Raw genomic sequence first — 19685 nt, 5'->3', positions numbered from 1 at the left:
CCCAGGGTGGTTTCGAGAGTGACTATCGGGTGAGGATCAGCGGGTGCTGATCGGTGCGAGCAGTTCGCTCATGATGGAGATGAGAGCAGCCCTGGTCTCATCGGCGGGAAATTCGAGGCCATAGGTGGATGCGGTGCACAACATGTACGCAGCCCCACCGAGGGCAATACCGAAGCGCATGTTCTCTTCGACGGATTGCGAATTCTGGGAGAAGAATTGCGCGAGCCGAACCACCAAGGCGCTCCCGCGCTCGATCACAGGGACATCGACCAGGGAGGGCCCCTGGTTGATGAACATGTTGACCTCGAGCCGGTACATCAGCAGGAAATCGACGAAATCCTCGAGGAACCGCTGGCGGTCTCCGAGGCTCCCGATGGTCTCCAACGGCGCGAGCACGGTCTCCATCTGGTCGATCGCGGGGCTGATCGCGGCCTCGAGCAATTGCTCCTTGGATGTGAAGTGGTACAGCACGCTCGATTTCGAGACTCCGGCAAGCTCAGCGATGCGCTGGAGCGAGGTCGCCGAGTAGCCCGCAGAGGTGAATTCCGCGAGCGCGATGACGCGCAGTTCATCTTGGGTAGACATGGATTCGAGAATAGCTGACCGATCGGTCAGCACTTTCAGAATCGTTTATCCTGTCAGCTAATTTCCAGTTCACCGCGCCTCCCCTGGGCCAGCATCACTGCCGCGACCGGGACCAGCAGCACGACACCGGCATCGAGGGACAGGAAGACGGCGACGACGATCAGTCCCCCACCGAGAATCGATGTCTTCCCAGTGGCCGGAATCACCCGAAGCGCGCACCGGGGTGAACCGAGTACCGTTGAAGAAAAGCTTCGGAGGCACAGTGCGAAAGTTCCTGTTCAACACGACCCTTCTCAGCGCCGTCGTCGGCGGCTGGGGCACATTGCAGTCGACTCGCAAAGGTCCCCGTGACTGGCGGCTCATCCTGATGTGGATCAGCTGGGGCGCGACCGTCGCGATCGCGATCGGCACCATCGTCAAACAGGCTAACGGCGACGACGAACTGGAAGACTAACCGTGTTCGATAACTTGTATGGCTGGGATGCACTCAACTTCGTCACGACGCTCGTCGGCGGCCTCATCTGCTTCTTCCTGATCCTCGTCGCCGCAGCCCTGGTGTTCCTGCTCGTTAGATTCCTGCTCGTAGCGACCGTCGCAGCGAAGATCTACGTGGTCAAGAACTCCCCCGTGACACTGGCACCAGCAGCCGCTGCGCCTGCGCCAGCAGCGCCTGCGGGGCCCGCTCCCGCCACCCCCACATTCAAAACCCCGGAGACCACCGCCACTGTGACCTCGACCACCGCCCCCGTCACGTCACCCGGGAATACGGCGCCCACGCAGAAGTACCCCGTCACGAAATCGGCGGCAGTCGTCCCTCCCGCCTCGGCACCTGAGGACACGGCGCCCACGGCGAAGTACCCGGTCACGAAACCGGCGACAGTCGTGCCCCCCGTGACCACGTCTGAGGACACGGCGCCCACGGAGAAACTCCCTGTCAGGAAACCGGCGGCAGCCGTCCCTCCCGTCATGAAATCAGCCACCAAGCCGCGCGTTCCGCGCACCCCGCGTAATCCTCCGGCTCCTCCGGCGGACTGACGGGATAGTCTCGTCCACCAGCGTGCTGGCCTAGCGTCGTGCGGACGCGTCGTGCGGCAGCTCTCGGGCTCGTGAAGCGATATCCGGTGGGATCTCCGGGCATGACAAGATCGACCTCCCGCTCGAGATCGACGATGCGACAGTCACGATGCACCGAGGGTCACGGGGATGCCGAGTGCCCTGAAAATCGATCCGCCCGGGGCTGGCGTGCTGCTGACGTTCGAGTCATTGTCCGCCTCGCAGCAGAAGGCGCTCCTCGCCCCGCGGGAGGCCGCGAAGACGGATGCCACGCGGGGCAAGAATCTCGCGGCGGCAGCAGAAGCGGAACACTCGGCGGCTCCTGCCGGGTGATCCAGAAGATGTCAGCCGAGGAACGCCCTCAACAGCGCGGCCGAACCTGCCAGGTGCTCGCTCATGGCGTCGCCAGCGCGGTCGGGGCTGCCGGTCAGGATAGCCACCACGATCGCCTCGTGCTGCTCGTTCGAGTGCGCGATATTGCGCGCGAGTAGCGGAATCCCGTCGAGCAGCTCATTGACGTGGGTGCGGTTGTCGGCCAGCAGCGGCACGAGCGAGGGGCTCCCCGTGAGCTCGGCAATAGTCAGGTGAAGCCGCGAATCGAGCCTGCGGTAGTCGTCGACCGCGGCCGTGCTCACCTCTCCGAGGCGCGTCCAGAGTAGTTCACGATCGACCGCCCCCAGCTCGCGGGCGGCAGCCGCACGAGCAGCTCCGACCTCGAGGATGTCACGCAGGCCGAGCACGTCGTCGATCTCGGCCTGCGTCGGCGGCGCTGCATCCGGAACCTCGCGCTCCGGGAGGGGGTCGTTGACGAACGTGCCACCATACCGACCACGCCGGGAGACGAGATATCCGGCCTCGGACAGGGACTTGATCGCTTCACGAACCGTGTCACGACTGACCGAGAATCGGGTGGCCAACTCGCGCTCGGGCGGCAGCGCTCCCCCGGGTTCGACGATGCCGAGCCGGATGGTCTGCAGCAGTCTCGCGACGGTGTCCTCGAACGCGTTGCCCCCGCGAACGGGCCGGAACAGCACGCCGTCCGCGAGCCCGGCTGGCGCGAGATCACTCATTCGAGGCCACCATGGTGGATCACAGCGGCGTGACGTATGCCGAGCTGATGCCACCGTCGACGAGGAACGTCGAGGCGGTGATGAAGCTCGCGTCGTCGCTGGCCAGGAACGCGACAGCGGCCGCAAGCTCCTCGGGCTCGGCGAACCGGCCCTTCGGGATGTGCACGAGTCGCCTCTGTGCGCGTTCGGGGTCGCTCGCGAACAGCTCCTGCAGCAGGGGCGTGTTCACCGGTCCGGGGCAGAGCGCGTTGACGCGGATGCCCTGCCGAGCGAACTGCACACCGAGCTCCTTCGTCATCGCGAGCACGCCGCCCTTCGAGGCCGTGTACGAGATCTGCGAGGTGGCCGAGCCCATCACCGCGACGAACGAGGCGGTGTTGATGATGGATCCGCTCTGCTGCGCCACCATGTGCCTCAGCGCGGCCCTCGAGCACAGGTACACGCTCTTCAGGTTCACGTCCTGCACGCGATCCCACGCCGGCAGCTCCGTGGTCTCGATGGAGTCGTCGTCCGGCGGCGAGATGCCCGCGTTGTTGAACGCGATATCCACTGAGCCGTAGGTGGCGGCGGTGGTGTCGAACAGGTTGTTCACCTGGGCTTCGTCGGTGACATCCACCTGGATGAACAGGCCACCGATCTCCGCCGCTGCGGCCGTGCCGGCCTCGGTATTGAAGTCCCCGATGACGACGATCGCGCCCTCAGCGGCAAAACGGCGCGCTGTCGCGAATCCGATGCCTCCGGCGCCGCCGGTGATGACGGCGACTTTTCCTTTGAGCCGCTGGGTGAGGTCGATGGGAGTGATGGCCATGGGAATCCTTCGCTAGACGCTGTGTTAGTCGGTGCTGATGAAGACGTTTTTGGTTTCGGTGAACGCCGCTGCGGCATCAGGGCCGAGCTCCCGGCCGAGGCCGCTCTGCTTGAACCCACCGAATGGAGTGGAGTAGCGCACCGAGGAATGCGAATTGACCGAGAGGTTGCCACTCTCGATGCCCCTGGAGACCCGGATCGCGCGGCCGACATCCCTCGTCCAGATCGAGCCGCTCAGGCCGTAGACGCTGTCGTTGGCGAGTGCGATCGCGTCGGCTTCGTCGTCGAATGGCAGCACCGTCACGACCGGGCCGAAGATCTCGTCGGTGACCGTGCGGTCCCTGCGTGATTCGGGCAGCAGCACCGTCGGCGCGAACCAGAAGCCCGGTCCGGTCGGCGCGCTTCCGCGGAACGCCACCTGCGAGTCATCCGGAATGTAGGAACTCACCGAATCGAAGTGCGTCTTCGACACGAGCGGGCCCATCTCCGTCGCCTCGGCAGTGGGGTCGCCGACGACGACGCCTTTGACCGCGGGCTCGAGCAGTTCGAGAAACCTGTCATAGACGCTGCGCTCGACGAGGATTCGCGACCGGGCGCAGCAGTCCTGTCCGGCGTTCTCGAACACGGAATACGGCGCGGTCGCTGCGGCCTTCTCGAGATCGGAATCGGCGAAGATCACGTTCGCACTCTTGCCACCGAGTTCGAGCGTGACCGCCTTGACCTGCTCCGCGCATCCGGCCATGACCTGCTTTCCGACAGCGGTCGAACCGGTGAACACGATCTTCCGCACGCTCTCGTGGGTGACGAAGCGCTCGCCCACCACCGATCCCCGGCCCGGCAGCACCTGGAACAGCCCGTCGGGAAGCCCGGCCTCGAGCGCGAGCTCGCCGAGACGGATCGCCGTCAGCGGCGTCCAATCTGCCGGCTTCAGCACGACGGCGTTACCGGCCGCGAGCGCCGGCGCGAAGCCCCAGCTGGCGATGGTCATGGGAAAGTTCCACGGCACGATGACGCCGACGACGCCGAGCGGCTCGAGGAAGGTCACGTCGAGCCCGCCAGCGACGGGAATCTGCTTGCCGAGCATCCTCTCTGGCGCCGCCGAATAATAGGTGAGCACATCGCGGACATGCCCGGCCTCCCAGCGAGCCTGCGTGACGGGATGCCCTGAATTGGCGACCTCGAGCGCTGCGAGCTCCTCCACGGCACCGCCCACGGCGCTCGCGAAGTCGCGCAGTGCTCCGGCGCGGGCCGCAGGAGCCAGCGCTGCCCACAGTTTCTGCGCGGCCACGGCACGGGCGACGGCGTCATCCACGCCCTCGACCGTCGTGTGTTCGACCTCCCGGATCTGGGCCTCGGTTGCGGGATTGACGAGAATGGAGCTGCTCACATCGAGCCTTCCTGTCGGGCGATGCTGTACTCGCGAGCCGCCAAGACGAGCCCCTCGAACAGCCTGATATCGTCGGAATCCTGCTCAGGATGCCACTGCACAGCCACTCCGAAACGGAGGTTCGGCAGCTCGACAGCCTGCACGGTTCCGTCGTCTGTGCGCGCGGTGACGACCAGCCCGTCCGCCACGCGATCGATCGACTGGTGGTGGTAGGACTTGCCGATGACCGCCCCGCCGATAAGGCCGGCGATGTGGCTGTCGGCATCCACCAGCACATGGTTGTCGACGAACACCCCACCGCCGGCGTTGTAGCGCTCAGAGCCGATCACGTCCGGCAGGTGCTGGTGCAGGGTGCCACCGAGAGTCACATTCAGCATCTGTGCACCGCGGCAGATCCCGAGAAAAGGGAGGTCCCGGGCGATAGCGGCCGTCAGCAGGCCGTCTTCCCACGCGTCACGGTCACGGCGCGGTTCGTCAGTCTCAGCATGAGCCGCCTGCCCGTAGCGCGCCGGGTCGACGTCTTTGCCGCCGCTGATGATGAGTCCGTCGAGTCCGTCAAGCACTCGGCCCGCGATGGCGGCATCGACGGCCTGGGGCGGTAGCAGCACGGCGATGCCACCGGCGCGATTGACCGCATCGAAGTAGACCTTCGGGAGGAAGGCAGCGGGCACATTCCAGACCCCTGTCTGCGACTGCTCGAGATAGGTGGTGAGGCCGATGACCGGCGCGGTCGGTCGACTAGAAGCGTTCAAAGCCGCGCACCCTCTCCCAGTCGGTGATGGCGGCATCGAATGCGGCCTGCTCGACTCTCGCGTTGTTCAGGTAGTGCTCGACGACATCGTCGCCGAACGCTTCGCGTGCGACGGCGGACTGGGAGAACAGCTGGGCGGCGTCCCGCAGGGTGGTCGGAACCCGGGGAGCATCGGATTCGTAGGCGTTCCCCTCGAAGATCGGCTCGAGTTCGAGTTCATGCTCGATGCCGTAGAGCCCGCCAGCGATAAGCGCCGCAGTGGCGAGGTATTGGTTGACGTCCCCTCCGGGAACGCGGTTCTCCACCCTCAGCGACCGGCCGTGGCCGACCACGCGCAGGGCACAGGTGCGATTGTCGAGCCCCCAGGCGACGGCGGTCGGGGCGAAGCTCCCGGCGACGTAGCGCTTGTACGAGTTGATGTTGGGGGCGAAGAACAACGTGAGTTCCCGCATGGTCTTCAGCTGGCCGGCAATCCAGTGCTCCATCAGTTTCGAGAAGCCGTGGGGGCCGTTCTCATCAGCCATGACGGCCTCGCCATCCTTGCCGACGACGGAGAGATGGATGTGACAGGAATTACCCTCACGCTCATTGAACTTCGCCATGAAGGTCAGGGACTTGCCGTGCTTATCCGCGATCTCCTTCGCGCCGTTCTTGTAGACGGAGTGGTTGTCGCAGGTGCCGAGCGCATCGGTGAACCTGAAGCCGATCTCCTGCTGGCCGAGATTGCACTCGCCCTTTACGCCCTCGCAGTACATGCCGGCGCCGTTCATCGAATTGCGGATGTCGCGGAGCAGGGGTTCCATGCGCGTGGATGCCATGAGCGCGTAGTCGATGTTGTAGTCGCTGGCAGGCGTCAGAGCCTCGTACTTCTTCTTCCACGCATCCCGGTATGTGTCGTCGAACACGATGAACTCCAGCTCGGTCGCCGCGAATGGCGTGAGCCCCTTCTCGGCGAGCCTGGCGATCTGGCGCTTCAGCACCTGGCGCGGATCGGGCGGCACGGGTGTGCCATCGAGCCAGGTCAGGTCGGCGGTCACGATCACCGTTCCCTCGAGCCAGGGGGCGCGGCGCAGGGTGTCCATATCGGGCATCATCGCCATGTCGCCGTATCCACGCGCCCAGGACGAGATTTCGTAGCCGTCAACGGTGTTGTTCTCGACATCGACAGCGAGCAGGTAGTTGCAGCACTCTGCTCCGTGCTCGGCGAACTCTTCCAGGAACAGGCGCGCAGACACGCGTTTGCCGACGAGTCGACCCTGCATGTCGGTGAACGCGATGATCACGGTATCGACCTCATGTGCCGAGACCGAGGCCCCGAGTTCTTCTATCGAAAGGTTGCCCGTATGTGGCGTCGACGTCATCGATTGCTCCTCTGAACTTGCCGGCGGGCGCCTAACCCGACCATTACACCACAGCCGATCCGACGAGTGCTCGCCTAATGTAACGCGTATTTAACATCCAAAGGTAGACACCCGGTACCAATAGAGGCCAAGCTCTCGGATAAGCGCAGACGCCGTCGTCTGGTTGGCGTTGCGCACCCGATCCAGCTCTGGAAGGACAGTAATGGCAGACAGCAGGAGTGTCTCAGGCGTCAGCTACACCACGGCCGGCGATGGCTACTTTGAGAAACGCCGACTCAAGCGAAGCGCCGGGATCTGGGGCCTGTGGGGCCTGGCAGTTGCTGCCGTCATCTCCGGCGACTTCTCGGGCTGGAATTTCGGTGTCGCGTACGCCGGTTTCGGCGGGATGCTCATCGCTTTCGCCATCCTCGTGGTCATGTACTACGGCATGATCTTCAGCATCGGGGAGATGGCGGCAGCCCAGCCTCATACTGGCGGTGCGTACTCGTTCGCTCGCTCAGCGATGGGGCCATGGGGAGGCTTCGTCACCGGGCTCGCTGAAACCATCGAGTATGTGGCAACGACCGCGGTAATCGTGTACTTCTCAGCGTCATACGCTGACGGCATCACCTCGGTACTCCTGGGCGTTTCCCTGCCAACCTGGGTCTGGTGGCTCGTCCTCTATGCCGTGTTCATCGGCCTCAACACCGCTGGTGCCGCTATCTCCTTCAAGTTCGCCATCGTGGTGTCGATCATCTCCATCGTCATCCTCCTAGTCTTTTCCGCGATGGCCGCTTTCTCGGGCCAGTTCAGCTGGGACAAGGTCTTCGACATCGTCCCCGATCCCGGGCAGTCAGCTTTCCTGCCACACGGAATCGTCCCGATCCTCTTCGCGCTGCCGTTCGCGATGTGGTTTTTCCTGGGCATCGAAGAACTGCCGCTGGCGGCCGAAGAGTCGCATGACCCTGTGCGCGACATTCCGCGCGCCGGCATCATCGCTCGCGGAACGCTCATCGTCACCGGCCTTCTCGTGCTGTTCCTGAACACGGGCGTTGTCGGATCGCAAGCGATCGGCTCCGCTGGCGAGCCGCTCCTGGACGGGTTCAGGGCGATCGTCGGCGACCAACTCGCGGCGGTGCTCGCCCTGTTTGCCCTCATCGGGCTGCTCGCCTCGCTGCAGGGAATCATGTTTGCGTACGGTCGAAACATGTACTCACTCTCTCGCGCCGGCTACTACCCGAAGTTCCTGTCGCTTACCGGCAAGCGCCAGACGCCCGGGATCGCGCTGCTCGTCGGTGCGGTGATCGGCTTCATAGCGCTGGTGCTCGTCGACTCGCTCGGTGGCGCTGCCGGAGTCGCTGGAGCGATCGTGCTCAATATCGCCATCTGGGGCGCGGTGATCGCCTACGCGCTACAAATGGTCTCGTTCGTGATCCTGCGAAAGAAGTACCCGAACGCGAAACGCCCGTACAAGAGTCCGTGGGGAATCCCGGGTGCTGTCATTGCGGGCGTGCTCTCGATCGCGATCTTCTTCGGCTTCTTCATCAACGAGCCCGCTCGACCGGCGATCGTTGCGATCGCGGTCGTGTACGCAGTGATGCTCGCCCTCTTCGCGCTCATCGGGCGGCACCGTCTCGTGCTCTCCCCCGAGGAGGAGTACGCCCTGAGTGGTGGCCTTCACGGCGACCCGCAGGCCGAGGGATACGACGCCATGGAGTCAGAGATGTTCGACCCTGCCGCGAAGACGGGACCGGGCACAACCACCTAGTCGCTGCACTACAGGACTAATCGCTGCTCAACAGAATGGCCCCGGATGCGGAATCCGGGGCCATCCTCGTTGCCGGGGGGACTTTCGGCCCTGCCGGCGGTCACGGGTCAGCGACAGGCTTCGGCTATGGAAACTCTCTTGACCATCCTCCACGTCACCGCTGGCGTCTTCATCGTCGGGCCGATGGCGATCCTCCCGATGATCGGTCTTCGTGCCATTCGCTCGGGTAGCGCCGATCAGGTCGCGAGCATCGCAAGGTCGACGAGATTCTTCTCATGGCTATCCCTCGTCGTTGTAGTGACCGGCTTCCTGCTCGTGTCGTTCGTCGATCCGGAGGACCAGCTCACGATCGGCACGCCCTGGCTGCTGGCCTCGATCATCCTCAACGCTGTGGCGGTGGTGGTGAGCCTCTCACTGGTTGCGCCGCTGCTCAGCCGGGCTGGCTTTCACCTCGCGGACGGGACCACTGCAGATGCCAGGGTGTACGGCCGGATTGCCGGATTGTCGGGTCTGGTCACCCTGCTTCTCGTGGCCGTCGTCGTGCTCATGGTGTGGCGTCCATGACGCCGTCGAGGCCGGAATTACGCACGACTTCGTCCTCACAGTTGTGTCTTTTGTGATGGGAATGTAACTTTAAGGGTCCCGTTTAGACGCTTCGGCCCCGGTCGCAGCAAAACGGTCGTCAGTGCCACCGGTTACCGAGCCCGCCACAAGCGGTCGCAACCAGGGTGGCGAAACATGGTTTCAACTGACGGTGTCCATCCCGGGCGCACGCAAACCCGAAACGAGATTCGTGAAACGAACACTGACAATCTGCGCCGTCGCTGCGCTGGTCATGGGTGCAAGTATCCCCACCTCAGCTCTCCCCGGATCCCCGCAGGTGGCCTTCGCCGAGGCTGGAGCCGCGTCGAACGCGAGTGCTCGCACGGCAGACCCGCAGGCCCTCGTCGCATCGGCGGCAATATCCGCGCCGGCCGCCCGCGACGGCTTCAGCATCACAGACCCGCCGCCACCTCCACCACCGCCTGAGCCCATCGCTGTTCCGCAGTTCACCGTCGCCTACTCCAACGTGACAGGCAAGCTCGCCGTGTGGCCAGCCTCCGGCGGCGTCAACGACGGCTTCGGCTACCGCGGTTCGGAGTTCCACGGTGGAATTGACATCATGGCTGGCTACGGCCAGCCGATCGTCGCAGCATCACCCGGTGTCGTCAGCGCTGTCTCACAGGATGGCGGCTGGGGCCAGTACGTGCAGATCGACCATGGCGGCGGCGTCACCACGCTGTACTCCCACATGATCACCGGTTCCCAGCTCGTGTCTGCGGGCCAGGCCGTCGAAGCAGGCCAGATGATCGGATCAGTCGGAGACACCGGGTACGTGACTGTCGCCCACCTCCACTTCGAGGTCTGGGTGAATGGCTCGAAGACCGACCCGGCGCCGTGGCTGCCGTAGCCTGCTCTGACTCAGAAGTAGGTCGTGACGATGTCGACCACCGTCGGATCGTCGACTCCTGAATCGTCGATCACCGGGATGGCGCGCCACTTGTCGAACGCTGTGCACGGGTGTGACAGTCTCATTTTGAGCACGTCCCCGATGGAAAGACCTTCACCAGTCACGGGGAGGTAGGCATGCTGGTCGTTGACCCTGTCGACGCGGCCGAAGCTGGTGGCGGGCAGGCCGAGGTCATAGGGAAAGTCCCGCTTGCCACCATCGAGAATTGCCAGCGTCGGCTCTGGCCGAGAAAGCACGCGCGCCCAGCCGTGCACGGCCGATCGCAGTTGCGGTAGAGGCGTGAGCGCGCCATAGAAGCCCTCATCCTGAAGTTGGTACGCACCCGATCGCAGGATGACCGTGGCCCTGTCGCTCAACGGCGCGAGTGCGTCGCCGACCAGGTCGAAGAACGCGCTGCCGCCCGCGGTGACGATGGGTTTGGCCTCCCACCGGATCGCGTCGTGCAGCGAGACGAGCTCGTCGAGATATCGACGGACGGCCGCGACCGAGCTTTCGCTCCTGTCGTTTGCGTATGAGCCCTCGTACCCGGCAACGCCGCCGAGTCTCAGTTCGGGGGCTGCTTCGATGGCGGCGGCCACGGCGAGAGCCTCCTGGGTAGAGCGCGCTCCCGTACGTCCGCCCGCCGCACCGAGCTCGATCGCGACGTTCACGGGGCGAGCGGCGCCCGCGAGCCCGCGCCGCATCAGCTCCACGGCATCCACGCTGTCGACCCAGCAGACGAACTCGAAGCCAGGGTCGACCAGCTCGGCCTTCAGCCAGGCCAGGCCAACCGGATCGATCAACTGGTTCGCCATGATGATGCGCGAGAAGCCGAAGGATCGCGCGAGCTGCACCTGCCAGGCCGTCGCGAGCGTGATACCCCATGCGCCACCGTCGAGAAGCTGCTGCCACAGTTGCGGCGCCATGGTCGTTTTACCATGGGGAGCGATCTGGAGGCCGCGCTCGGCCAGCCAGGCCGCCATCACTCCGACGTTGTGCCTGGTGGCGCTGTGATCGATCGTGAGTAACGGGGTGGCGAAGTGCGAGAGCCGAGCCTGGGACTGCACGAACTGGCGGATCGACTGTCCCCAGCTCGACGGCGGGAATGACTTGGCCCACGGCCCCAGCACTGTCTCAACCACCCGATCAGGCTAGCGTTGGCTCATGACGATGACGCCCCAACAGCGATGAGGCTCGGACAGCGATGAGCGCACGACTCGGCGTGATCGTCGACTACTCGGATGACTTCATCGAAGCCAGCCTCGACGTCATCGAATTCGAACGGGCCGGTGCCGATATCGTCTCGGTCGCGGAGGCGTACTCCTTCGACGCGGTGAGCCGGCTCGGTTACCTGGCGGCAGTGACATCCACCATCGGGTTGTCGTCGGGAGTCATTCCGATCTACTCCCGCACCCCCACGCTGATCGCCATGACCGCCGCGAGTCTCGACTCGATGTCGGACGGGCGGTTCGAGCTGGGGCTCGGATCATCGGGCGGGCAGGTGATCGAGGGATTCCACGGTGTTCCGTTCACCGCCCCGCTCGGCCGCCTGCGCGAGACCGTCGAGATCTGCCGGGCCGTCTGGCGTCGAGAGAAACTTATCCACTCCGGCAAGCACTACACGATCCCCCTCACCGCAGTCGAAGGAACCGGGCTCGGCAAGCCTCTCAAACTGATCAACACGCCTGTGCGCAGCAGCATCCCGATCGCGCTCGCCGCCCTGACTCCCAGGGCGGTGGCGCAGGCCGCTGAGATTGCGGATGGCTGGCTACCGCTGCTCTATCACCCGCAGAAGGCCCACTTGGCCTGGGGAGAAGCGCTGGCCGAGGGCACCGCAAAACGCAGCCCGCAACTGGCAGCGCTCGATGTGATGGTCTCCACGCCCTTCTTCATCGGCGACGACGAGCAGGTGCTCGAGGCCCATCGCCAGCGGGTCGCGCTGTATGTCGGAGGCATGGGAGCAATCGGGGCGAACTTCTACAACGACCTGGCGACGCGCTACGGCTACGGCGATGAGGCCGCGCGGGTGCAGGAGCTCTACCTTGCCGGTGAGAAGCAGGCGGCAGCGGATGCCCTCCCAGACGACCTCGTGCGCGAGACGTGCCTCATCGGAACAGCCGCCGAGGTCGCGCGGCGCCTGTCAGCCCTGGTCGCATCCGGGGTGACGACCGTGATGATCGCGCCCGTGGCATCCACTCGGCAGGGCCGGGTAGAGGCCGTCGAGGCGGCACGGGACCTGCTTCGGAAAGCCTGACTACAGCATCGGAAGGCCTGACTACAGCCCGCGCAGCCACTCCCGTGCCGCGTCCACGTCCCCCGAATCGATCCCATGGCCGCCGGGCCGCTCGTGGCGGGTGACCTTGGCCCCCTGCTCACCGAGCTCGGTCGCGAGCTTTGCCACACTCGGGCTCGGGGCCATCGGATCTGCCGTGCCGTTGGCCAGCAGCATCCTGCTTCGGTCGAGGCTGGTCGTCAACGGCCGGTCCCCGAACGGGTACATGCCCGAGAATGCGATGGCTTCCGGGAGCACCTGCGGGTGCAGGGCTGCCGTCGCAAGGCCCACGTTCGCGCCGTTGGAGAATCCGACAGCGACGATGCGACGACCTTCCAGCCCGTAATGCTCGACGGCCCACTCCACGAACTCCGCGAGGTCGCTCGCGCGAGTGACCACGTCATCCACGTCGAAGACTCCTTCGGCGAGGCGCCGGAACCAGCGCAGCGCACCGCCCTCCGTCACCTGCCCGCGGGGCGCGAGCACGGCTGCCGTCTCGTCGATGGCTCGCGCCAGCGGCAGGATGTCACGCTCGTTGCCGCCCGTGCCGTGCAGTGCGAGCAGCACAGGCCCATCTCCCGCCTCGAACAGGTGCGGCCAACTCTCAAGGTCAGCCATGGTCGGCCGGGTTGTTCTCCCCGGGCACCACGATTGGGATGACCGCGTGCTCGATGTCGTCGCGCGACGGTTCCAGCCACGGCGGAAGCTTCAGGCTGCGGCCGAGTTCGAGCAGCGGCTCGTCGATGTCGAATCCGGGTGTATCTGTAGCGATCTCGAACAGCACCCCACCCGGCTCCCTGAAGTAGATCGAGGTGAAGTACTGCCGGTCGAGGATTGCCGTGACCTGGTGCCCACGGCTGACCAGGTCCTGGCGCCAGAGCTCCTGGGTCTCGTGGTCCGGCACACGGAACGCAATGTGGTGCACGGTGCCTCCGGCCGTCAGCCCGACGGGAGCGGAGGGGTCGGAGATCACGTCGACGATGTTGCCGGGCAGCGCATCCCCGGCGGCGAGCCGGGTGCGATCCCCGACCTCAGACACGACCTTGAGCCCGAGGTCGTCGGTGAGAAGCGCGACGGTGCCTGCGGCATCCTGAACCGTCAGCACAGAGGAGTGCTGGCCGCGAACGGCGTATTCGGCAGGCACGGATGCCGAATCCCACGGATTGCGGGGATCGGCGATGGAGCTTGCAATGAGGTCGAGCTGCAGGCCGTCGGGGTCGCGCAGCGAGAGGCGTTCCTCTTCTGAACCTTCCGTGGTGATCTCGCTCGAGACGCCGAGCGCAGCGAAGTGCTCGCTCCACCAGCCGAGGCTTCCGGCAGGTACCGAGAATGCGGTCGAGGTCGACTGCCCTGCACCGATGCGGCCCTTGGGCACACCCTTCCACGGGAAGAACGTCATGAGCGAACCGGGCTGGCCAGCCTCGTCGCCGTAGTAGAGGTGGTACGTGCTCGGATCGTCGAAGTTGACGGTGCGCTTGACGAGCCGCAGCCCCAGCCCGGTGATGTAGAAGTCGATGTTCTTCTGCGGATCCCCACCAATCGCGGTGACGTGATGAAGACCGGAGGTAGCGGCGACCATGATTTCTCCCTGAGTGGTGTGTACGGCTGAGTGTTGTGTACGGCTAGTCAATACAAACGCATAGAGTGCTGGAGTATTCCCGCCGCCCGGAATTTAACCGGTGCGCAGATCTTCCGGGCCGCAATCTGACTGGATGTGCCATACCATTCGAGCAGCGTCGCTGGGGCTGTCGCCGATCGGCGGCGCGGAGATCCCGGACAAACGCTACATCGATCTTTACCCCGACCGCGTCCGAATGGAATGGATCTCCCTATCCGGAGCAGCATTCCTCACGGCGCTTGCCGCGATCTTCACCGTGCTTCGATTTCGGGTCGTCAACCTGTGGATCGCTGCAGCCCTGAGGGTAGCCGTGACGATCTACTGGTGGACGCGATTCCTCTGCTATCCGGTGCCATGAAATGACGATAGGCCCGGGACTGGCGTCGAGCAAACACTCGGTCTGGCTTGCCCCGTGCGACTCCGGATGACGCGCCGCAGTGGCGCGGATCGCCGATGTGGCGCAGGCTTGGGTCATGTCCATCGCCTCATCCGGCCCGGCGGATCTTCTCAGGTCGTCGCGCTCGTCCCTCAAGTGGACCCGCTATCCGGAGGGCGTGTTGCCACTGTTCGTCGCCGAGATGGACTATCCGGTATCTGAACGCATCCGCGAGGCGATCATCGAGCGGGTGAGAACCTCCGACCTGGGCTACATCGACTCGGCGGGGCCACTCGCCGACGCGTTCTCCCGGTTCGCCCAGCGGCGCTGGGGGTGGACAGTGGATCCGGCCTGGGTGCGCGTGGCGACGGATGTGAGCGTCGGCATCGTCGAGAGCCTGCGGTTCGGCGTAGCATCCGGCTCCCCCGTCGTCGTGTGCTCGCCCGTCTACCCGCCGTTCTTCGAGCTGGTGGAGGAGGCGGGACTGCCGCTCGTCGATGTGCCCATGCTCGAACGCGTCGAAGGCTGGCAGCTGGATCTCGCGCGCATCGAGGAGGCCTTTATCGCTGGTGCTCGCGCTGTGCTGCTCTGCAATCCGCACAATCCGCTCGGGGTTCCGCACGACCGCGAGGCGCTCGTAGACCTCGCGATGCTCGCAGCCAGGCATGACGTGCTCGTCATCGCCGACGAGGTGCACGCGCCGCTCACCCATCACGGCGCGGTATTCACGCCGTTCGCAACCGTCGCCGCCGAGGTCGGTGCGCGCTCCGTCACCGTCACCTCCGCCAGCAAAGGCTGGAACATGGCGGGGATGAAGTGCGCCCTGATGGTGCCGTCGGATGCCCGCACGCTCGCCATGCTCGACAGGTTCCCCCAGGAGGTCGCGTCACGCACGAGCATCCTGGGCCTGCATGCCAATGTTGCGGCCTATGGCGACGAGGAATGGCTCGACGCCACGATCTCCCGGATTATGCGCAACGACGCACTGCTCGCTCACCTGCTGCACCGCAAGCTGCCGGTCGTGCACTACCGCCGCCCAACCGCAACCTACCTCGGGTGGCTCGACTTCAGAGACCTGGGCTTCGGAATGGATCCGGCGGAGCGGGTGCTGCAGGATGCCAGGGTCGCCCTCAACTCCGGGCCCGCATTCGGCGCGGCGGGCCGCGGCCACGCTCGCATCAACTTCGCCTGCGACCCGACTGTGCTCGAGGAAGCCGTGGAGCGCATGGCTTCTGCGTTCGCGTGAGAGCTGGGTTCTGGCGGTGCACCCCGGAACCTGCCAGCGGGCTGTCGAGATCGCGCTTGTTGGAGTGAGACTCTTCCGATAAGCCGGCGCACCGCCATCGTGCCGGTAGCCGGGGTGGCGTGGTGCGGAGGTTACGGCCCTCGACGCGTATTACTGCGGTGAGAACGCCAGCGCTGGCCCTGAGACTGACGCCGTCACCGGCGCACCCGCAGAGAGGGCGCCTGCCGACACGACCCGAGAGATCATGCGAGTGCCATCGGCGAGCATGAGGCCCACAAGCACATCGTGGCCGCCATAGCTCATCGTGGTGACCGTTGCCGAGAACGCCGCGGGCATGGTCGGCGCCGGGCCGAGCACAAGCTGCTCAGGTCTCAGGAGAAGCGTCACCGGTTGCCCATCAACCGGAACGGCGGTGCTCGCACCACCCCACTGCGCGACCACACGGCCTAGCACGCACTCGACGAATCCATCGCTCCACATTCCGCGTACAAGGTTCGACTCGCCGACGAAGCCCGCTACCCACGGATCTCGCGGCCGTTCGTAGATCTCGCGCGGAGTGCCGAATTGAAGAAGCTGACCGTCGTTCATGACAGCGACGAAGTCCGCGGTCGACAGGGCTTCAGCCTGGTCATGGGTGACAAGGATTCCTGTCACACCCTCGGCTGCGAGCAGGGCGCGAACCTCGGCGCGCAGCTCGGCCCGCAGCACGGGGTCAAGTGCCGCGAAGGGTTCGTCGAGCAGCACAATCTCCGGACTGACGGCCAGTGCCCGCGCGAGGGCGACGCGCTGCGCCTGCCCGCCGGAAAGCTGCGAAGGCAGTCGGTCTGCCAGTGCGCTGAGGCTCACCAGCCCCAATAATCGCGCGACTTCAGCGCCCCGCGCCGCGCGACGGGCCGCGCGCGTCCCGATGCCGAGCCCGAAGGCCACATTCTCTGCGACGGTCAGGTGAGGGAACAGCGCGGCATCCTGCGGAACCCACCCGACCCTGCGCTTCTCGGGTGCCAGATGGATGCCATGGGTAGCCATCATCCGCTGCCCAATCCTGATCTCCCCCGACCTGGCTCGGACGAGCCCGGCGATGGTACGCAGCAGGGTGGTCTTGCCGCACCCGCTCGGACCGACCACGGCCGCCAGCGCGCCACTCGGCACGTCGAGTGTGATGCCACGCAACACCGGTTCGGCGTCGAAACCCACCACCACGTCGGTCAGGCTGAGCTGGCTCATGACGGGACCTCATCAGTGCGGCCACGCCGGGCACCCGACAGCAGGAACGCCGGCACTGACGCCACCAGCACGAGCGCAGCGGCGTAGGGAGCTGCGGCACCATATGCCGAGACATCGGTGCGCGCCCACAGTTCCGTGGCCAGCGTATTGGTGCCGGTCGGCCGCAGCAGTAGGGTCGCGGGCAGCTCCTTCATGGCGGTGACCGCGACGAGCATGGCCCCCGCCATGATCCCGGGGCGTGCGAGTCTCACCGTGACATGTCGCCATGTCTGCCACCGGCTATAGCCGAGGGTGCGGGCGACATCGGAGAGAGACTCCGGCACCTGCGCCACGGAGCTTCGGATTGCCCCGATTGCCTTGGGCATGAACAGCACGCCATAGGCGAAGGTCAGCACGATCGCCGTCTGGTAGAGCGCAGGTATCACCGCGAGTGAGAAGAACACGAGTGAGAGCCCTACGACGATTCCCGGCAGGCCGAGCGCGAGGTATCCGGTCGATTCGATGGCCCTCACGACGCGCCCGCGATACCGCGCAGCAAGAGCCGCGATGGGTATGGCGAGAAGCACGGCAGTCACAGCACCACCGAGCGCCAGCCCCAGCGTGTTCGCGATGGCCTGTCCCAGCGAGAGCACGTCCAGTTCGCGCAGCGTTTCCGCCTGCAACAGTCGACCTACGAGCACGGAGACCGGAATCCCGACTGCACACGTCGGAACGACCGCCAACAACAGGTAGCTCGGGATACGAGCGGCACGCAGCGACACCATACGAACTCGCGACACCCCGGTGACCGCTCCGAACTGGCGCCGCACACGACCTCTCGCACGCTGCTCGCCAAAGACGAGAATCATGGCGATCGCCACGAGAATAATGGCCAGGATCGCCGCATAATTGCGATTGAAGCTCGCCCCGTACGCCTGCTGGATGGCAGTCGTGAGCACGGGGTAGCGCATGAGCGCGACCGCTCCGAACTCCGAGAGCACATACAGTGCTACCAGCAGTGAGCCAGCGAGAGCAGCAGGCCTGATCTGGGGCCATGTGCCCAGCCAGAAAGCCCGCCATGGCCCGTGCCCGAGGGTGCGGGCGACGTCATCCAGCCCAGTCGTTCCACCACGGATCGCGGCTGCGACCGGCAGAGTCACGTACGGGGTGGAGACAATTGTCAGGAGGAAGAAGGAGCCCCAGAACCCCTGCATTCCGGGAATAAGGGCCAGCCATCCGAACGCCGCGAGGTATGAGGGCACCGCGAGCGGCAGTGCCGCGAGCACGATCCACACCCGCTGGGCGCGAAGCCGCACCCGCACCAGCAGGAAGGCCGTGAGCATGCCCAGCACGAGCGAGGAGAGCGTGACGGTGACGACGAGCGACACCGTGTTGAGCAACAGCGCCGGCATCCGGGGCCGGGCAAGAATCGAGGCGATCTCGTCCGGCGCGCCACCGGAAACCCGCACGAGGAGGTAGACGAGCGGAATCGCCGACACAGCGCACGCGAGGATCGCCAGCGCCAGCAGCGCAGGCGGAGGCCGCCGCGATCCCACAGGGGGTGCGGCGACCTCGATGACATGCTCGGTCATTCGACTCTCGGTTCGGGGAGGGAAGCGCTCCTACAGAAGACCGTACTTGGCGAGCAACTCCTGTGTCTGGGAGAGCGACTCAAGATCGCTCAGGTCGAGCTTGGGGTTCACCAGGCTGTCGAGTGCTGGCAGCCCCTCGGGCGCGGCGACTCCGGGAAGCAGCGGGTACTCGTAGGTCTGCTCGACGAAATATTGCTGGCCGGCTTCCGATACGAGGTACTCAAGGAACGCGAGCGCATCCGGGTCATCTTTCGAACCCTTCAGGATGCCGGCACCGGTGACGTTCACCATGCCGCCGGCGTCGCCCGGGAGGAACGCGAGTTGCGCACGCATGGCATCCTCACCGAGCTCAGCCGCATCTTCAAACCAGTAATAGTGATTGATGAGGCCGAACGACACCTCACCCGAATTCACGAGGTCGAGGGTCTCACCGTTCTTTTCGGTGAGCACGGGTGAATTCTCACTCATCCCTTTCACCCACGCCTCTGCCGCATCCTCGCCGTCGAGAACCCGCAGGGCGGTGACGAACGACTGCATGCTCGCATTACCGGGCGCGAAGGCGACCTCACCCGCGTACTTGGGGTCGGTGAGCGCTGCGATGGCCTTGGGAACATCGGCCGCGTCGACCGTCTCAGAGTCGTAGGCAATGACGCGCGCACGACCGGTGATTCCCAGCCACGTGCCATTCGCGGAGGTGAATCCGGCGGGGATGATGGAGGTGAGATCGGCGGGCAACTTGCTGAGCAGGCCGGCGTTCGACAGCGAGCCGAGCGCTCCGGCATCCTGCGACAGGAATGCCTCGGCGGGAGTGTTGTCTCCCTCTTCGAACAGGAGGGCGTTCAACTCAGAACTCGACGCGTACCGGGCTGTGACCTCGATACCGGTGGCTTCCGTGAATTTTTCGATCAGCGGGGCGACGAGCGCCTCGTCGCGGCCGACATAGAGCGTGAGCTCGCCGTCGCCCTCGGGCGCTCCGGAAGCACCATCGGCGGGGCTCGACTGCGGGGCGGAACAGCCTGTGAGCACGAGGGCGAGGGCGGTCGCAGTGGCAGCAATGGCGAGGGAAACGCGCATGGTGGTGGAGCTCCGATCATTGGGTGGTTTAGGCAAGGCTACCCTAATTACTTC

22 protein-coding genes are annotated in these 19685 nt (G+C 65.3%); 9 read left to right on the top strand and 13 right to left on the bottom strand.

Annotated elements, in window-relative coordinates; genetic code table 11:
- Window positions 1-36: 36 nt before the first annotated feature.
- Together IEW81_RS09315 and IEW81_RS09310 are read right to left on the bottom strand one after the other, a co-directional pair.
- Window positions 37-585 carry a TetR/AcrR family transcriptional regulator gene (locus IEW81_RS09315; protein ID WP_097059842.1) on the bottom strand — a complete coding sequence of 183 codons (549 nt, stop codon included), beginning with the start codon at window positions 583-585 and terminating at the stop codon, window positions 37-39.
- A 53-nt stretch (window positions 586-638) separates the two neighbouring features.
- Window positions 639-791, bottom strand: coding sequence for a hypothetical protein (locus IEW81_RS09310; RefSeq protein WP_179691755.1), 153 nt, complete (start codon window positions 789-791; stop codon window positions 639-641).
- A 56-nt stretch (window positions 792-847) separates the two neighbouring features.
- On the opposite strand from IEW81_RS09310, the gene IEW81_RS09305 reads away from it, so the two are divergent.
- From IEW81_RS09305 to IEW81_RS09295, 3 genes are all read left to right on the top strand, one after another.
- Window positions 848-1039, top strand: coding sequence for a hypothetical protein (locus tag IEW81_RS09305; protein WP_097059634.1), 192 nt, complete (start codon window positions 848-850; stop codon window positions 1037-1039).
- 2 nt (window positions 1040-1041) lie between these two features.
- Window positions 1042-1620, top strand: coding sequence for a hypothetical protein (locus IEW81_RS09300; RefSeq protein WP_097059633.1), 579 nt, complete (start codon window positions 1042-1044; stop codon window positions 1618-1620).
- Window positions 1621-1788: 168 nt separating this feature from the next.
- Window positions 1789-1971, top strand: coding sequence for a hypothetical protein (locus IEW81_RS09295; protein WP_097059632.1), 183 nt, complete (start codon window positions 1789-1791; stop codon window positions 1969-1971).
- Between the two features lie 11 nt (window positions 1972-1982).
- Here the strand turns inward: IEW81_RS09295 and IEW81_RS09290 are convergent, their stop codons facing one another.
- From IEW81_RS09290 to IEW81_RS09270, 5 genes are read right to left on the bottom strand one after another with little or no spacing between them, the layout of a single operon-like run.
- Window positions 1983-2708, bottom strand: coding sequence for a FadR/GntR family transcriptional regulator (locus IEW81_RS09290; protein WP_097059631.1), 726 nt, complete (start codon window positions 2706-2708; stop codon window positions 1983-1985).
- A 19-nt stretch (window positions 2709-2727) separates the two neighbouring features.
- Complete coding sequence (locus IEW81_RS09285) at window positions 2728-3516, bottom strand: 3-oxoacyl-ACP reductase (RefSeq protein WP_097059630.1); 789 nt, start codon at window positions 3514-3516, stop codon at window positions 2728-2730.
- 24 nt (window positions 3517-3540) lie between these two features.
- Window positions 3541-4902 carry an aldehyde dehydrogenase family protein gene (locus IEW81_RS09280; protein WP_097059629.1) on the bottom strand — a complete coding sequence of 454 codons (1362 nt, stop codon included), beginning with the start codon at window positions 4900-4902 and terminating at the stop codon, window positions 3541-3543.
- A complete protein-coding gene (locus tag IEW81_RS09275; RefSeq protein ID WP_229671328.1) occupies window positions 4899-5654 on the bottom strand; it encodes a gamma-glutamyl-gamma-aminobutyrate hydrolase family protein in 756 nt (251 codons plus the stop codon). Before IEW81_RS09275 ends, IEW81_RS09280 begins: the two co-directional genes overlap by 4 nt.
- On the bottom strand, window positions 5641-7014 hold the full coding sequence (locus IEW81_RS09270) for a glutamine synthetase family protein (RefSeq protein WP_097059627.1): 1374 nt from the start codon (window positions 7012-7014) through the stop codon (window positions 5641-5643). Before IEW81_RS09270 ends, IEW81_RS09275 begins: the two co-directional genes overlap by 14 nt.
- 202 nt (window positions 7015-7216) lie before the next feature.
- Here IEW81_RS09270 and IEW81_RS09265 point away from each other — a divergent pair, with 202 nt between their 5' ends.
- From IEW81_RS09265 to IEW81_RS09255, 3 genes are all read left to right on the top strand, one after another.
- Entirely contained in the window at window positions 7217-8761 is a 1545-nt protein-coding gene (locus IEW81_RS09265) for an amino acid permease (RefSeq protein WP_097059626.1), read from the top strand.
- A 126-nt stretch (window positions 8762-8887) separates the two neighbouring features.
- A complete protein-coding gene (locus IEW81_RS09260; RefSeq protein WP_097059625.1) occupies window positions 8888-9325 on the top strand; it encodes a DUF2269 family protein in 438 nt (145 codons plus the stop codon).
- A gap of 229 nt (window positions 9326-9554) precedes the next feature.
- A complete protein-coding gene (locus IEW81_RS09255) occupies window positions 9555-10211 on the top strand; it encodes a M23 family metallopeptidase (RefSeq protein ID WP_229671327.1) in 657 nt (218 codons plus the stop codon).
- An 11-nt stretch (window positions 10212-10222) separates the two neighbouring features.
- Here IEW81_RS09255 and IEW81_RS09250 read toward each other — a convergent pair whose 3' ends face one another.
- Window positions 10223-11392, bottom strand: a complete 1170-nt coding sequence (locus IEW81_RS09250; RefSeq protein WP_097059624.1) for an alanine racemase — start codon at window positions 11390-11392, stop codon at window positions 10223-10225.
- A gap of 62 nt (window positions 11393-11454) precedes the next feature.
- Between IEW81_RS09250 and IEW81_RS09245 the strand changes: the two genes are divergently transcribed.
- Window positions 11455-12504, top strand: coding sequence for an LLM class F420-dependent oxidoreductase (locus IEW81_RS09245; protein ID WP_097059623.1), 1050 nt, complete (start codon window positions 11455-11457; stop codon window positions 12502-12504).
- Between the two features lie 21 nt (window positions 12505-12525).
- Here IEW81_RS09245 and IEW81_RS09240 read toward each other — a convergent pair whose 3' ends face one another.
- On the bottom strand, window positions 12526-13140 hold the full coding sequence (locus IEW81_RS09240) for an alpha/beta hydrolase (RefSeq protein ID WP_097059622.1): 615 nt from the start codon (window positions 13138-13140) through the stop codon (window positions 12526-12528).
- Window positions 13133-14101 (bottom strand): ring-cleaving dioxygenase, encoded by a 969-nt coding sequence (locus IEW81_RS09235; protein ID WP_097059621.1) that lies wholly within the window; start codon window positions 14099-14101, stop codon window positions 13133-13135. Before IEW81_RS09235 ends, IEW81_RS09240 begins: the two co-directional genes overlap by 8 nt.
- A 133-nt stretch (window positions 14102-14234) precedes the next feature.
- On the opposite strand from IEW81_RS09235, the gene IEW81_RS09230 reads away from it, so the two are divergent.
- Together IEW81_RS09230 and IEW81_RS09225 are read left to right on the top strand one after the other, a co-directional pair.
- On the top strand, window positions 14235-14498 hold the full coding sequence (locus IEW81_RS09230; protein WP_097059620.1) for a hypothetical protein: 264 nt from the start codon (window positions 14235-14237) through the stop codon (window positions 14496-14498).
- A 115-nt stretch (window positions 14499-14613) separates the two neighbouring features.
- A complete protein-coding gene (locus tag IEW81_RS09225) occupies window positions 14614-15762 on the top strand; it encodes a MalY/PatB family protein (protein ID WP_097059840.1) in 1149 nt (382 codons plus the stop codon).
- Window positions 15763-15912: 150 nt separating this feature from the next.
- On the opposite strand, the gene IEW81_RS09220 is transcribed toward IEW81_RS09225, so the two are convergent.
- Genes IEW81_RS09220 through IEW81_RS09210 form a run of 3 tightly spaced genes read right to left on the bottom strand, consistent with a single transcriptional unit; the run spans window position 15913 to window position 19631 of the window.
- Entirely contained in the window at window positions 15913-16986 is a 1074-nt protein-coding gene (locus tag IEW81_RS09220; protein WP_097059619.1) for an ABC transporter ATP-binding protein, read from the bottom strand.
- The gene (locus IEW81_RS09215) at window positions 16983-18557 is read right to left on the bottom strand and encodes an ABC transporter permease (RefSeq protein ID WP_097059618.1); all 1575 of its coding nucleotides are present in this window, start codon (window positions 18555-18557) and stop codon (window positions 16983-16985) included. Before IEW81_RS09215 ends, IEW81_RS09220 begins: the two co-directional genes overlap by 4 nt.
- 30 nt (window positions 18558-18587) lie before the next feature.
- Window positions 18588-19631, bottom strand: a complete 1044-nt coding sequence (locus tag IEW81_RS09210; RefSeq protein WP_097059617.1) for an iron ABC transporter substrate-binding protein — start codon at window positions 19629-19631, stop codon at window positions 18588-18590.
- Between the last annotated feature and the right edge of the window lie 54 nt (window positions 19632-19685).

This window comes from Salinibacterium xinjiangense (genome assembly GCF_014645015.1).
Taxonomy (GTDB): domain Bacteria; phylum Actinomycetota; class Actinomycetes; order Actinomycetales; family Microbacteriaceae; genus Rhodoglobus; species Rhodoglobus xinjiangensis.
Note: the sequence above shows the minus strand (reverse complement) of the source record. Positions and strands in the feature narration are given on the sequence as shown.